At 35.2% G+C, this 15,055-nt stretch carries 11 protein-coding genes; 5 read left to right on the top strand and 6 right to left on the bottom strand.

Translation table 11 applies throughout. From position 1 onward, the window contains the following. Positions 1-22 precede the first annotated feature (22 nt). The 3 genes from L2586_RS08175 to coaE are packed head-to-tail and all read right to left on the bottom strand — an operon-like array spanning position 23 to position 2,646. Positions 23-772 carry a DUF481 domain-containing protein gene (locus tag L2586_RS08175; protein ID WP_235292381.1) on the bottom strand — a complete coding sequence of 250 codons (750 nt, stop codon included), beginning with the start codon at positions 770-772 and terminating at the stop codon, positions 23-25. Continuing rightward, entirely contained in the window at positions 762-2,033 is a 1,272-nt protein-coding gene (rocD, locus tag L2586_RS08170; RefSeq protein WP_235292380.1) for an ornithine--oxo-acid transaminase, read from the bottom strand. The genes L2586_RS08175 and rocD overlap by 11 nt, the downstream gene beginning before the upstream one ends. A 28-nt stretch (positions 2,034-2,061) precedes the next feature. Further along, complete coding sequence (coaE, locus tag L2586_RS08165) at positions 2,062-2,646, bottom strand: dephospho-CoA kinase (RefSeq protein ID WP_235292379.1); 585 nt, start codon at positions 2,644-2,646, stop codon at positions 2,062-2,064. 486 nt (positions 2,647-3,132) lie between these two features. Between coaE and L2586_RS08160 the strand changes: the two genes are divergently transcribed. Continuing rightward, positions 3,133-8,226, top strand: a complete 5,094-nt coding sequence (locus tag L2586_RS08160) for a PKD domain-containing protein (protein ID WP_235292378.1) — start codon at positions 3,133-3,135, stop codon at positions 8,224-8,226. Positions 8,227-8,228: 2 nt separating this feature from the next. On the opposite strand, the gene L2586_RS08155 is transcribed toward L2586_RS08160, so the two are convergent. From L2586_RS08155 to L2586_RS08145, 3 genes are read right to left on the bottom strand one after another with little or no spacing between them, the layout of a single operon-like run. Next, positions 8,229-9,353 (bottom strand): lycopene cyclase family protein, encoded by a 1,125-nt coding sequence (locus tag L2586_RS08155; protein ID WP_235292377.1) that lies wholly within the window; start codon positions 9,351-9,353, stop codon positions 8,229-8,231. Beyond that, positions 9,346-9,996, bottom strand: coding sequence for an IMPACT family protein (locus L2586_RS08150; protein ID WP_235292376.1), 651 nt, complete (start codon positions 9,994-9,996; stop codon positions 9,346-9,348). The genes L2586_RS08155 and L2586_RS08150 overlap by 8 nt, the downstream gene beginning before the upstream one ends. Beyond that, complete coding sequence (locus tag L2586_RS08145) at positions 9,996-10,865, bottom strand: EamA family transporter (RefSeq protein WP_235292375.1); 870 nt, start codon at positions 10,863-10,865, stop codon at positions 9,996-9,998. The genes L2586_RS08150 and L2586_RS08145 overlap by 1 nt, the downstream gene beginning before the upstream one ends. Positions 10,866-10,982: 117 nt before the next feature. On the opposite strand from L2586_RS08145, the gene L2586_RS08140 reads away from it, so the two are divergent. The 4 genes from L2586_RS08140 to L2586_RS08125 all read left to right on the top strand — a co-directional run bounded on the left by L2586_RS08140 (position 10,983) and on the right by L2586_RS08125 (position 14,824). Beyond that, positions 10,983-11,528: a DUF1599 domain-containing protein gene (locus L2586_RS08140; protein ID WP_235292374.1), complete on the top strand. Its 546-nt coding sequence runs from the start codon at positions 10,983-10,985 to the stop codon at positions 11,526-11,528. 3 nt (positions 11,529-11,531) lie between these two features. Continuing rightward, positions 11,532-12,995 carry a DoxX family protein gene (locus tag L2586_RS08135; protein ID WP_235292373.1) on the top strand — a complete coding sequence of 488 codons (1,464 nt, stop codon included), beginning with the start codon at positions 11,532-11,534 and terminating at the stop codon, positions 12,993-12,995. A 128-nt stretch (positions 12,996-13,123) separates the two neighbouring features. Further along, the gene (nusB, locus tag L2586_RS08130) at positions 13,124-14,023 is read left to right on the top strand and encodes a transcription antitermination factor NusB (RefSeq protein ID WP_235292372.1); all 900 of its coding nucleotides are present in this window, start codon (positions 13,124-13,126) and stop codon (positions 14,021-14,023) included. Positions 14,024-14,137: 114 nt separating this feature from the next. Next, a complete protein-coding gene (locus tag L2586_RS08125; protein WP_235292371.1) occupies positions 14,138-14,824 on the top strand; it encodes an OmpA family protein in 687 nt (228 codons plus the stop codon). The last annotated feature ends 231 nt before the right edge of the window (positions 14,825-15,055 follow it).

The following is a 15,055-nucleotide window of genomic DNA, read 5'->3' as shown; positions in this document are numbered from 1 at the left end:
TATATTTAATTAATTACTCAGCTTAGAATTTATAGATGATTCCATTTCGGATTTGATAATTCAGACTAGGCACTTCTATCGGTGGTTTCGCATCGTACAGAAAAGTGAAGATGGTGGAAAAGTGAAGGTTTTTACTAATGGCGAACTGTAGGTTGGTATCATTAGAAACACGGTAGTCGTTAAAGTCCTTGATCAAAGGTTGGATGTAAGTTGTATTCGATAGACTTATACCATCTTCAGGAAGTAGTGTGAAGGTAAAGTAGGAACTTATCCTATGATCATTGTTTTTAATGACGGGTTCAGTAAGCACTTCATATTCATGCATATAAGCTAATCCGAAATAGAATTTGGCTTTTTCAAAATTCGATAATTTCATTCGTGCTCCAATTCCGTTAAGAATTCGTTCCCTTACTTTGGTCAATGCATTATTCTGAATCTGAAAGAAATACTCTAATCTAACCCACTCATTCAGTTTCCGATTATACCTCAGGTGTGCGTAAGCCCGATTGTCAAAATTTTCACCATCTGCATTGATGATATCATAATTGACAATGAAAAGATATAAATCTCGGTCTGTTTTATATTGTAAATGGCTGCTCGCATTTAAAGAGAAGACCGACTTCGTGAATTTAGAAGCGGAGACCGATAAGCTCACCTTTCCAGCCCAGCCAGTTGTATCGGTTACCAATCTCCGCTGCTCTACATTGTATATCTGTCCTGCTACTTCGTAACTAATGAGCAGGAGTAGGAATAAGATGTATTTACTTTTCAAAAGTTAATAAGGTTTTTTCAATAATATCGCAACATTCATTTATTTGCTCTTCTGTCATAACGAGAGGTGGCGCAAATCGGATAATGTTCCCATGAGTTGGCTTAGCAAGTAATCCATTTTCTGCTAGCGCGACACATATATTCCATGCAGTATCACTATCTTCATCATCATTGATAAGGATTGCATTTAGTAATCCTTTTCCTCTAACAAGATTGACCAAGTCCGATTTTTCAACGATCTTATTCATCCTTGATCTGAATATAACACCTAATTTTTGAGCATTTACCTGTAGCAATTCATCTTTCACCACTTCTAGTGAAGCAATAGCAACTGCACAAGCAAGTGGATTCCCACCAAAAGTAGAACCATGTTCACCAGGTTTTATGCAATTCATGACCTCATCATCCGCAAGGATTGCAGAAACGGGAAAAACTCCTCCAGACAATGCTTTTCCTAGGATTAGAATATCTGGTTTCACATCAGGTCTTTTTTCACAGTGACCTTCGCAAGTACAATTTCCACAAGTTGCGAGTAATCGGCCTGTTCTTGCGATTCCAGTCTGCACTTCATCAGCTACAAACAAGGCATTATTCTCTTTGCATAATCTTGCTGCAGCAATTAAGTATCCTTCATCGGGGACGAACACTCCTGCTTCACCCTGGATCGGTTCTACCAAAAATCCAGCGACGTTGGGCTTTTTCAATGCTTCTTCTAGTGCTGTCAAGTCATTATAAGGAATGACTTCGATTCCAGGTAGATATGGTCCGAAATTATTCGTGGCAACTGGATCAGTCGAAGCTGAAATTACACCAAGAGTTCGTCCGTGAAAATTACCAGTTGCGAATATGATTGTGGCGGTATTCGGTTCTAGTCCTTTTTTCTCATAGGCCCACTTCCTGCATACTTTAATAGCGGTCTCTACTGCTTCTACACCAGAATTAATAGGAAGTACCTTATCGTAATTAAAATATTCAGTGATGTATTTTTCATATTTGCCAAGCACATCGTTGTAGAAGGCTCTGGAAGTAAGCGTTAATTCTTGTGCTTGATCTGTTAATGCCTTAATAATCTTCGGGTGGCAATGTCCTTGATTAATAGCAGAATATGCGGAAAGGAAGTCGAAGTACTTCTTGCCTTCTACATCCCATACATATACACCTTCTCCTTTAGAGAGTACTACTGGTAAAGGATGATAATTATGAGCACCATATTTATCTTCCATTGCAATTAAATCCTCTGAAGTCAATTCTTTCTCTATCATTGTTTCTCTTTTTTGCTAAATTAAAGAATTATTTTCCGACCGCTTGATGAATCGCAGTAATTTGCTGAAATAGATCTTGGAGTTCATCATTATATATAACAAAATGGCTTTTTAGTATCTTATCTCGATCGGAACTTTGTTGTGTAATTCTTTTTAAAATCTCTTTTTCAGGTTTCTTATCTCTTAATTTCAGTCTTCTTAATCTTGTTTGCATCGGAGCAACTACAGTTATTAAGTAGTCAAAATCTTGGTAAGTCCCATTTTCAACAAATAAAGCAGCTTCGTTAATCACATATGAAGAATCGGTATGAGCTGCTGCAAATTCACTAAAATCTTTTCTGACTGCAGGGTGTACAATCTCATTGATCTGAGTGAGTTTTTTATTGTCATTGAAAATTTGGCTAGCTACAAATTCTCTATTGAGTGTCTGGTCAGCATTATAAGCCTCTGATCCGAGCAAAGAAATAATTTGGTTTCTAACTTCCTCGCTTTCGATCATTAATCTCTTTGCATGGAAATCTGAATCATAGATAGGAATTTTCATCAATTTGAAAATAGCTCCGATGTAAGATTTGCCGGAACCCATTCCACCCGTTAATCCAATAGTTTTCATAGTTTTTGTTTTGTCAATTTATTTTTTGGAATCCTTTTATAAGTATGGGGACTCGAGTTTTTGTTTTCAACAAATAAACATAATGGATTAGTTATATAATTTTCAATTTTAGATGTTAATTTTCAAATCTGGGCGTAGTTTGATGATTTAGGTAGTATTATATAAAATTTCATATTAGATTAAATATTTTTATTTAATATTAATTTTAGAGCAAAAAAGTGGCTGTTTCTATGTATACTTACATTTGAAATCTTTTTCAACCTCGATGAAATAGGTTTTAGAATTAATTTTTATTCAATTTGTAGGTGGCGATTGTAAAATTTGTGTCAATTATACAAATCCCACACACACCCTTACCCAAACACAACACTCTTATACCCACATCCCCGTATACCCTATACCCGTATACCCCTAAACTCGTTCACCCAATTACCCGTATCCCCGCGTAGAATTTTAGTACACCCATTCATTTTTTTAAAATATGTTATGATTTTAAACGATTTAAAAGGTGTTTTACTATTGATGTTATTTTGTTGTGCTGGTAATTTCCTAAGTGCACAAATTACTGTAGATTTCGAAGCAGATGTCAATGAAGGATGTTCAGGTATCCAAGTTAATTTTCAAGATAAATCCATCAGCTCAGATGGAAAGATTGTAAGTTGGAAATGGGATTTAGTAGATGGGAGCTCTCATTTGCAAAATCCAGGAAAAATATTTGCAAGCATCGGTAGTTTTGACATATGTCTCACCGTAGAAGATGATAATGGGAATTCAGCCTCACTATGCAAAGAAAAGTTTGTTACAGTTTATGAAATTCCTAAAGCAGATTTTAAAATTGATGTGACCTCTGGTTGCGCTCCATTACTGGTTAACTATACGGACTTATCAAGCTCGCCTAATGGTATAATAAAGAACTGGTCCTGGGGACTTAATGGAAGTAACGGAATTATAAAAACGTCTGACTCGGCTCGAGAAATATTTAGTAATTATAATACTCCAGATATCTATTCAATCAGTTTATCTGTAACAGATGAAAAGGGTTGTTCGAATACTATTACGAAGCCAAATTTAATTGAAGTGCTAGCACTGCCAGAGATAAAAGTAACCACGCTAGATCCTATAGGTTGTTCATTTCCAATGACCGTAGATTTCGTGAATTTCGGCGATGAAGAAAATATAGAATATACATGGGATTTCGGAAATGGCGAAGAATATGTAGGATATGATCCAAGTGAGGTCGTGTATAGTGAAGAGGGTGCTTATGATGTGCGGATTATTGCTAAGAATACTTTGACACTTTGTTCGGACACGTTAATTCTTAAAGATTATATAAATTCGGGTGGAACCATATTATTCGACTTTTATCCAAAGGAAATTTGTCGAAATGGAATCGTTCAGTTTGAAGATTTATCACCTGTAGAAGCGGATAAATGGGAATGGGATTTCGGAGATGGAACAAAATCAGCAGAAAGAGATCCTAGCCATACTTATAAGTATCCAGGAAAATATACCATTTCTCTGTCAAGAAAAACAGCAGAGTGTTCTGGTCTTCAAGTTTCACAATATCAAGTTGAAGTTTTTGAAAACCCTGAATTTAATTTCGAAATTGATAAATCAAAAAGCTGCCTTCTTCCGGCGGAAGTAACTTTTAAAACAGATTATAATGATGGAAGTCTTTATAGGTGGTACATAGGAAAACCAGGAGCTTATGAAGCTATATTGTCAGACCAGGAATCTTCTTATGCTTTTCCAGAATACGGATCATATGAAGTGAGATTAATGGTAGATAGTAAATTAGGCTGTAGGACACTGAAACTTATTGATACTGTAGATATAGAACCTTTTAAAATTGAGATAACTGGCCAAACAGAAGGGTGTATCCCATTTTCAGCTGATCTCGGAATAAGTAGCAATTCTACAGTTCCGCTAAGTAACATTTCATGGGAGATTTTAAAATCAAAAAGTGTAAGTGGACCAGATTCTTTAGTTAGTAATAAAGAAAATATTAGTATCATGATGGATGAGGTAAGTCGTTATGGTTTAAGCTTAGTTGTTGAAAATTCAGTAGGTTGTATTGATTCTATCCACAGCAGTGAAATTCTAAGAGGAGGAACTATGCCAAGTGTGGAATTTGGAATAAGTGATGATGTGGTTTGTCCTAGAGAAGTGATTAGTTTCGAAAATTTGTCTTCTAACAATGTAGATACTTGGAATTGGGAAATTAATGATTCATTATTGAGTGAAATACCTAATCCAGACATGTCTTTTAGCTCACCTGGATACTACACGGTTAGACTAAATGTTGGGCAAAACGGCTGTTACAATTCTATCACAAAACCTAATTTATTTTTTGTTAATTATCCAGGAGCTGCGTTTGATTTAGAATACAATTGCGAAGACCCATACCGTATAAAAGCGATCAATAGATCTTCTCATTATGATTCAATTGTATGGAGCTATCAACTAGGAGGTGAGACGATTACAAAACCACTGGAAGATAGCTTAGAAATTGTGTTTCCAGATAAAGACATTTACATTCTTTCGCTAGAGGCTTTTAATGATGAAACTGGTTGTAAAAATATAAAATCTGATACGGTATGGATCAGCGATTTAAAATCAGATTTTTCGGTGTCTACGCATGAAGGATGTGCTCCATTAAACTTAGAGTTTACAGATCAATCGGTAGATGCTGTTTCATGGAAATACATATCAAGTGTGAGTACTTTCAGCGATGATACACTCCCGAATCCAACGATGCGCATATATCCTGCAGGTGAATTTGATGATATTGGTCTAATTGTGACTGATAGGCACGGGTGCCAAGACACTTCTTTCACAAGTCAAGTTCGAGTAAATAAGGTTAATGCTTCATTTCCCATTCCTGATCCGATCTGCTTAAACGATACTTTGTTCCTTGAAAATACTTCCACTAGTGTATTAAGTAGTATCACAAGTGTCCAGTGGATTTTAGGTGATGGTATAGATACGAGTTATTTAGAAAATGGAGCTTTTGCTTCTGGGGAAAAAGGAAAACATGATATTAAGTTGGTTGCCGAGGATGAATGGGGATGTAAAGACTCCATAACTACAGGTCTAGCGGCCTATTTTAGAGCTCCTAATTTTGAATTAGTTGCAGATAGTCTCTCGTGCACAACGCATGAAATTGATTTTAGAAATATACTGCATTCTAGTTCATATAAGTATAGGTGGAGTTTTGGAGATGGAACCTATAGTAAGGAGCCTCATCCTAAACATTTGTATACTAAAGAGGGTGATTTTGAATTGGCTGTACGAATAACGGATGATGAATCTTGTGTTAATGACATTACATTAAGTCAGCCTGTAAGAGTTGCGAATCCAATTGCTTCTTTTGCAGCAGACAGTACTTTCGCATCATGTCCACCGCTAGCAACCACTTTTATAAATCGGTCAATGAATAGTTTGAACCATAAGTGGAACTTTGGAGATGAGAGTGGGAATTCTGGTGAGTTTGCTCCAGAGCATTTATACATTACACCAGGGATATTTGATGTAGAGCTAATTGCTGTAAGAACGGAACATTGCCAAGATACAATCCTATTATCTGATCTTATTCAACTGGAAGGTCCACAAGGTGAATTTACCTTTAAAATTGATTCGAGTTGTGTTCCATTAAAAGTAAGTTTCGAAGCAGCCCTAGCTGAAGATTATTTACTAACATGGGATTATGGTGATGGAAATCTAGCGGAAGTAGAAGGAGAGACTGACTTTTCTAATGTGGACTACACTTACTTAGAACCTGGAGAATTTGTACCAAAGATTATTCTAGAAGATAAAGAAAATTGTAAGATTACTAAAGAGGGAGAACCCATCCAAACCCATGCTTTAGAAGCGGGATTTTCGGTATCAGATTCTATATTTTGTGATGTAATCCCTAATTCGGTACAATTCAAAGACGAAACATTTAGCACAAATCCTATTACCTCCTATTATTGGCAAATAGGATCAGATACATATGATATTCAGAATCCAGCATATGCTGTAGCCGATACAGGAAGGTATGTTGCGCAATTAGTTGTTAAGAATGGGTTTTGCGCAGATACATTAACGAAGGAGAATTACATAAATGTAGGATTCTCTCCGATCTTACAACCAGTAAAAGATACATTTAATTGTATTAATACTGAAATCACATTAGCTGCACTTAGTGCTGATGAGAATGATGTATTTGCATGGTATAATTCTATCGGTGAGGTTGTTTCTAATGAATATGTTAGCACAATAGAAGATCTTAATAGTAGCCAATTTTATGTCGTAGAAGCGAAAAATGAATATACCTGTAGTGTTCAAGATACGGTATATGTAGAAGTAATCAATGATGAAACGAGGTTTGCTGGTCCAGATAAAACAATATGTTTCGGTTCATCACTGGAAATGACCATTGACTATGGATCTGATATTTTATGGTCAAATTTAGAAGATTGCCGAGATTGTACAACAGTAAATCTTTCACCTGATGCTTTAAGTACCTATTTTTTAGAAATTACAAATGAATATGGGTGTCTGGTTAAAGATACTCTTGTCGTAGATGTACTATTCCAGGATGATATCGATGCTGGTGAAGATCAAGAGGTCTGTATTACTGAACAACCGGTCTTATTAGCATTCGTGGAAGGAGATGTGAGGTGGAGTCCGAGTAATTTAGTAGACTCGCCAAATGATTTTTTAACTGGCGCCAACATTACAGAATCGACTCTGTTTTATTTAGAATCGACGAAGGATGAATGCACACTTAAGGATTCTGTATTCATTAACATCCTGCATAAGGCTAACTTAGAAGTAGTAGGTGATACCGTATGTTATGGTGAAATGTCTCAATTAAGAGCAGGTGGTATTATAGATAATGTTCACTGGGAAGGAGATATAGAGATGATTTCGAACACGGAAATAATGAATCCGACATCGAATACCATGGTCAGCACACGTTTTATGGCAATAGGAGACCTAGGAGGATGTGTTTCGGATACTGCCTATGCAGAAGTGATGGTTTACCCTGAAATTGTTGCACAGCTTCCAGAGGTAAGACAATATTTCAAAGGTACAGAGGAGATAGAGGTGGATTTACAGATTTTCAGTGGTGGCGACTATGAATATTCTTGGAGTCCAGCAGAAATGGTTGATTGTCCAAGTTGTCCGTCTGTCATGATCAAAGAACAAGATACAGCTCAAGTGGTTTCTGTTTCAATTATGGAGCCTGAAAGTGGATGCTCAGATACTTTAAGTGTCAATGTTAGACAATTTTATGGTTGTCAGAGTGCGGCTTCAGGGATCGGAATACCAAATATTTTTTCTCCTAATAATGATGGAAACAATGATGTGTTAAACATTGACAGTCCTGCATTTGATGATATAAAGTCAGTAACTATTTTTGATCGCTGGGGACAGCAAGTGTTTCATACGAATACAGTGATTGATAGTTGGGATGGAACGATCGACGGATCTCCTGTGCAAACTGGAGTTTATACCTATCTCGTCCAAGCTACTTGTCCTGATAATGGAGAATTAGTGCAAACGACGGGAGATGTTACTGTCATCAGATAGAATTAATTTTTCTTAGGGGTCAATGCAGCTTTTGTGAAAGGAAGTATAGGTGCACTTAACATGCATTTTATATTTTCAAAGAAATTATTTTCTTCATCTAAAAATTTAAAAATATCTTGGAAAGATCGTTTTTTGAACAAGGAATCAAAGACTTCTTTCCCCGTTACATAATTATTCAATATGGCTTTCAGCATGGTCGAATCTAGCCATTTATATAGTGGAGTAGAAGAAACATTAATATGGTTTCCATTGATAATTTGCTGAGCGAGTAGCTCAGATCTAGTCAAGATTCTTTTGAATGCATAGCCACTTGAAGGTTTTACCCATCCTCCTGCTGTTCCAATACGTACAATTTTAGAAGTATTATGTGAATCGAAAGGGTAGGAGGTCATCGGAATCACGCCTTTCTCTTTTTCTTTTATTTGGTAATGGTCAATTTTTAAGTAGTCCTTGATGTATTCTTTAATACTTTGGTCATAATATTCCATTTCCTTAAGTTCGTTCGAAAAAATGGCAATCTCCACTAAAGCAACAGTGGCTGAAATGGGAAGAACATAGAAGAAACGGGTATCATTTTTCTGAGGAATCCTAAAATCCATAAATGTAGCGATGTCTGAATCGAAACATGGTTTTTCAGTTTCTATAAACCAACCTCCGAAATGCTGAGCAACAGTATAATGTTCTTTTGCATTAATCTCAGGCATGGTAATTCCATCCAAGATGAGCGGGGCATGATAGTTTGCTTCTTTGCTTGTTATCTTAACCATATCATTTTGCTCATCGATGTGAATGACTTCATCATTGACATAAGTGACATTCGGATAGGATGCTAATTGCTCGTGAACATAAGCATAGAAATCACTAGACCGAAGCATTTTATATTGATAAGGGGCAATTGGTTTTGAAGCGATGGTTTGATTTCCGTAGAAGTTTAATTTATTCCAGGTGCTGCTTAGAAGGTGATCATATTTTCCGGGCTCATCTTCCCAGAAAGACCAAGTTCGATCATTAGATGTTTTGACCTCTTTTTCTAAGATGAGTATCCGTTTTTGCGAAGGTGCTAATTCCATCGCACAACTTAAGCCAGATGCTCCACCGCCAAGAATTATTATATCATATTCATTCATCGTGTACTGTAAATGTTATGTTTTCTACTTCTGTTTCTTCTGTAATATCTTCGATGCTTCTATTCAGAAACTTAGCTTTCAATTGATAAACCATAGGTGCAATTTCCGAAAGTCTTAGTTTAACTTTAATTTTTGCATCCGCTTCATATGTTGTATCGGTTATACTAAGATTTAAAGAGCTGACAATGTTCATTACTTTTCCTACTTCTTCATAACTAGAAGTTATTGTAATATATCCAGTTATGAATTCTTCGATGATCTGAGCCTGGTCTAGTGCCATCGCTGCAGATTCTTTGTAGGCTTTAATTAGTCCGGAAGTACCGAGTTTTGTCCCACCGAAATACCGAACTACGACAACTAAAGTGTTGGTTAGGTTTCGTTTTTCTAATTGGCCCATAATTGGTCTGCCTGCCGTACCAGATGGTTCCCCATCGTCATTGGCTCTGAACATTAATTTATCAGCTCCGAGAATATAAGCATAACAGTAATGCCTTGCTTTCAGATGAGATTTCTTAAGATTATTGAGACATTCTTCGATGTCATCAGTAGAAGCAACTGGATACGCATAGGCGTAAAATTTACTTGATTTTTCTTTTAATAATGCTTCAGCCTCTGATTTTATGGTATGATAATGATCGATCATTAGGATGAAATTAATATGATAGAAATAATGGCAAGAACGAGTCCTATCCACTTGAATAAATTCATTTTTTCCTTGAAGAAAATAAGCGCTATTAGTGCAGAAAACGCGATGATACCGACATTGTTCATCGGGAATAATACAGAAGCTTCCCAATCATCTGCTAGCAGATATAATAAGAAGTAGATGGAATAGAAATTAGGTATTCCTAATACAATTCCTGCCACTACGTTTTTAAACTTGAATGTACTTCGTTTCATTGCGATCTGCCCAATCATTATTAGTAAACCTACAAAACCAGCAATTCCGAAAATACTGCTGACTACCGCAATGTCGGATCCTGTTGAAATGCCCTTTACATTGAGATAAAACAAAAGAACTTCTATGGTTGCAGCGACAAGGAAAACTCCGATAATCAATAAGGTGTATTTTTTAAAAACGGATTCTGCGTGACCTGGCTTAGTAGATGGCAGCTGAATGAGGATTATGGCGATGATCGCTCCTATGATTCCTGCCAGTTTCCACTGGGTGAGTGATTCATCGAAAAAAAGAATGGCAACAGATGTCGGAACTATCAGAGAAAGTTTCTGAATCAGTGCAGTGTAGGAAATACCAATTTTCTGAGTTGAAAGCGCATTTAGATTAAATCCGAAAATAAATAACAATCCGAGAAAGCACACATAGGGAAACCAAGGTCTAGAAATAAAGTCTTCGGGAATAGGAAATTCTCCTAATTGAAAAGAGCCGACAATAAGACAAGTTATATAATTGAAGACAATAGCTTGCAAATTATCGATTCCATATTTAGGAAAAAGTTTAAATATGATAGCGACGATCACATTTACCAAAATACAAATAATGAGAATGATCAATTTCTAGCGTTTTTTTGCGAATATCGCATTTAATAATTATTAAGCATCTATTAACAAAACCTTGTTGTTAAATTTCGGATATTTGTTTTTGTATATTTGCGAGAAAAAAAAGGTTAAGTGGAAGAAACATTGAGATCTTATGATTTTGCTTTAGAAAAGTGTAAGTCATTATTTTTAAAGAAGGCTAAAGATTATGGTGCTTCATGGAGGATATTGCGAACGAGTTCAGTAACTGATCAATTGTACATTAAAGCTTCGAGAATTAGAAGTCTAGAAGAGAATGATACTCGCAAAGTTGATGAAGGTGTGGAACCTGAATATATTGGGTTAGTGAATTACAGCATAATGGCATTAATTCAGTTAGAAATGGGACCATCAGAGAATCCAGATCTTGACCCTGAAGAAATTGAAAAATTGTATACGAAATACGCTGAGATTACTCGTGATTTAATGATTGCGAAAAATCATGACTATGGTGAAGCTTGGCGGCAAATGAGAATATCGAGCATTACGGACTTAATATTAGTAAAGTTGCTTCGTGTTCGACAAATAGAAGATAATTCAGGGAAAACAATAGTATCAGAAGGCTTAGATGCGAATTATCAAGATATTATAAATTATGCATTATTTGCATTGATAAAATTAGAAGAAGGAAAAAAATAAGATATGACGTTAACTACTATATTGATTTATGTGGCTATAGCAGCAGTAATTCTTACGGCTATTGTAGGTTTTTTGAAGAAAGGAAAGGTGAATTGGGTTTTGACTTTTCTTCAGAATTACTGTGGTGCGTTGTTTATCTTTTCAGGATGGGTTAAAGCCATAGATCCACTTGGAACTGCTTATAAAATGGAACAGTATTTCGGAGAATTTACTTCTGTATTCGAACCGACTTGGTTTTCATTTTTGGGACCATTGTTCCCGTTTTTGTCAGAGTATTCTGTTGGCTTTTCAGTCTTTATGATTATTCTGGAGATTGCTTTAGGCTTGATGTTGATTTTTGGAATTAGAAGGCTGTTTACTTCTTGGGTTTTTCTCGGGATTGTAATTTTCTTTACGATTCTTACCGGATTTACATTTCTTACAGGCTTCGTCCCAGAAGGTGTGAATTTCTTCAATTTCGGATCATGGGCAGCCTACACCGAATCTAATATGAAGGTGACAGATTGTGGTTGTTTCGGAGATTTCGTGAAACTGAAACCTAAAACTTCATTTTTCAAAGATGTATTTCTGTTAATTCCTGCAATCATATTTGTAGTAGCGCATAAGAAAATGCATCAGATATTTAACAAAGAAATTAGAACAGGAGTACTAGCAATTTCGATTATAGGACTCTTTATATATAGTTTGAGTAACTACAAATGGGACATTCCTCATGCTGATTTTAGACCATTTAAAATTGGAGCGGATATAGCGACTACGAAAGCTAAAGAAATGGAAGCTGCAGGAAATGTACAAATCATAGCATACAAACTACAAAGCAAAAGTGATCCAGGAAAGGTAGTTGAATTATCTTATGATGTATACATGAAAGAATTCAAGAAGTATCCGAAGGCAGAGTGGACGGTTATCGATCAGGTAAAAACAGAACCAGCTATAGAGCCGACGAAGATAAGTGATTTTGAGATTTCATCTTTAGATGGTTATGATGCTGCTGATGAATTATTAAGTGAAGAAGGATATAGTTTGTGGATTGTTTGTCATAAACTAAAAGGGGTTAATGAATTAAATAAAGTAATGGTTCAGGATACCACCTTCGATGTAGATACGGCAGGTGTGAAGACTATAGCTGATATTCAAGAGAAAGAAATGGAGGCTTATCAAATGAATTGGGATGAGGAGTATTCAGAGAAATTTGCAACAGCGATTAATCCATTTGTAGAAGCAGCGAAGAAAGATGGAGTAGATGCACATGTATTTATCGGGAAGTTTGGAAAAGACGAAGTTTTAGATTTTAAAGATAAAGTTGGTCCTGATGCGACTTACTATACAGCGGATGATATCTTATTGAAAACAATCGTAAGATCGAACCCTGGAGTTGTTCTAGTGAAAAATGGAGTAATCGTTCATAAATGGCATGTGAAGAAATTGCCGCCTTATTTACAGGTAAAAAGTCAATTTGGTATATAATAAGGATGAAATTTTAGATTTTAAGCCACTATATCAAAAAAAACTATTTACTTTGTATTAAGAATTTATTTAATACAAGAGCCCTTTGAAATATTATGCTTAGTAGAAGATGTGTCAGAATCAAAGTAATGCAATTATTATATGCATTATCAAGAGATGTTGCTTTAAAGATTGATCAAACTACTAAACGGTACTTTGGATCCATTGACAATACCTTTAACCTATATCTGCTTAATCTATATACGATTCACAGAATCTGTAGTATAGCCATAGAAGATAATGAGAAAAGGAAAAGTAAGCATCTTCCTTCGGCTTATGATAAAGGGTTTAGTGCGAAGCTTTTTAACAACCCAATAATTCGATCTATTGATTCGAATTTTAAGTTGAGAAAGAAGTTTGATAAGCTTCATTTTGAAAATAAAGCGGATAAAGATTTTTGCAAGAAAATATATTCTGAATTTTCGAAGACGGAAGAGTATAAAAGCTATATTCAGAAAGAAAGTAGTGATAAAGATCATCTAGAAATCCTATTAGAATTATATAGACATTGCCGAAAAAGTGAATATTTTAATGAGGTAATGGAGGATAGTTATTCAGAATGGGTAGATGATAAATCATTAATCATAGGAGCCATTAAAAAGAGTATTAAGAAGCTTCCAGCTGAAGAGAATTTCTTTCAGACTTTCTTTCCTGAAGACGAGACAATTAAAGAATTTGGTCAAGAATTACTCGAACTCTGCTATGAAACAGATGATGAGTTATTAGAATATATCAAACCTACATTGAAAAATTGGGATCATGAACGATTAGCTATAATCGATATGGTTCTTTTAAAAATGGCTATAGTTGAATTTATCCATTTTAAAACGATACCTACTAAAGTAACCTTAAATGAATATGTAGAGATCGCAAAACTTTATAGTACACCGAAAAGTAAAGACTTTGTCAATGGTATTTTAGACAAAATTTTAAAGGAATTACAAGATACGGGCAAGATTATTAAGGAAGGTAGGGGATTAGTAGAATAAAAAGTGTCTTAATTTCATACCGATTCGAACAATATGTCACGTTGAACACGTTATATTCGTATAAGTAAATAAATATTTATGCAATTTGTGTTCAATATAAAAGATTATAATCCTATGAAAATTAAATTGATCATTCCAGTGCTATTATTTACATTGATAAGTGGCCTGAATGTTAACGCGCAATCAACAACAACGGTAATTGAAAATGTTATCCTTTTTAATAGCAAACCTTACAAAGTAAGGATGACTCCTAAGGGCAAGATTTTATCTTTCATTAATGATGTGGATAATAACTACGCTAGTCTTAACAAGATTAGTGCTAGTAAAATTGAAATGCCTAGTGACGAAGTTGAATCCATGACGGATCTAGCAAGAGTGAATGGAGATAAATTAGAACTTGAGAAATCAATGATTAAGGATATTTCAGAAGAAGAAGTAGGTGAAATGCTAGCTGAAAATTCAGTTAGAGAGGAAGATGAGATGAATGCTAAAGGTGATGTAAAATCCACAGACTATGATTACGAATTTGCATTTGATCATAGAGATGCAACACTTTCTCCATCTTCAGTTAATCAGTTAAATCAGATCGCAAAAATTCTGGAAAGTGATGAGAATGCTCGATTAGAGATAAAGAGCTATTACTCTGATAACGTGGATGTAAGTAAGATTCTATCTAAGAATCGCACAAAAAGTATCCAAGAAATGCTTGTAGAGAAAGGCATTGATCAATCACGAATCAATATTCAAGAGTCTAATAATGAAGACTGGGCGAATAATAAAGTTCAGTTGTCGATCCATTAAGACGGTTGTAACATTGTGATTTACATCTGCATTTAATGAATTTCTAAGTGTACTATAGATCCATTTATTTGGTTGTAAGGATTTCCTTATAAGGAATGTGATGAACAGACTATTTTTTTCCTTACTGGAAATTCGAGGTAGTCATCATTTCATAGCTTAGGCTAGGTAATTATTTATCTATATATGCGGACATATGGAAAGCATTTTAATATCCATTTTTAAATCACTTCA

Source organism: Portibacter lacus (assembly GCF_021533215.1).
Classification (GTDB): Bacteria; Bacteroidota; Bacteroidia; order Chitinophagales; family Saprospiraceae; genus Portibacter; species Portibacter lacus.
This window is presented reverse-complemented; position numbering and strand designations above follow the sequence as displayed.

Excerpts from the sequence above, each read along its gene's own strand:
- rocD (WP_235292380.1), bottom strand. The coding sequence starts at position 2,033 with ATGATAGAGAAAGAATTGACTTCAGAGGATTTAATTGCAATGGAAGAT.
- coaE (WP_235292379.1), bottom strand. The coding sequence starts at position 2,646 with ATGAAAACTATTGGATTAACGGGTGGAATGGGTTCCGGCAAATCTTAC.
- L2586_RS08160 (WP_235292378.1), top strand. The coding sequence starts at position 3,133 with ATGATTTTAAACGATTTAAAAGGTGTTTTACTATTGATGTTATTTTGT.
- L2586_RS08155 (WP_235292377.1), bottom strand. The coding sequence starts at position 9,353 with ATGAATGAATATGATATAATAATTCTTGGCGGTGGAGCATCTGGCTTA.
- L2586_RS08150 (WP_235292376.1), bottom strand. The coding sequence starts at position 9,996 with ATGATCGATCATTATCATACCATAAAATCAGAGGCTGAAGCATTATTA.
- L2586_RS08135 (WP_235292373.1), top strand. The coding sequence starts at position 11,532 with ATGACGTTAACTACTATATTGATTTATGTGGCTATAGCAGCAGTAATT.
- nusB (WP_235292372.1), top strand. The coding sequence starts at position 13,124 with ATGCAATTATTATATGCATTATCAAGAGATGTTGCTTTAAAGATTGAT.
- L2586_RS08125 (WP_235292371.1), top strand. The coding sequence starts at position 14,138 with ATGAAAATTAAATTGATCATTCCAGTGCTATTATTTACATTGATAAGT.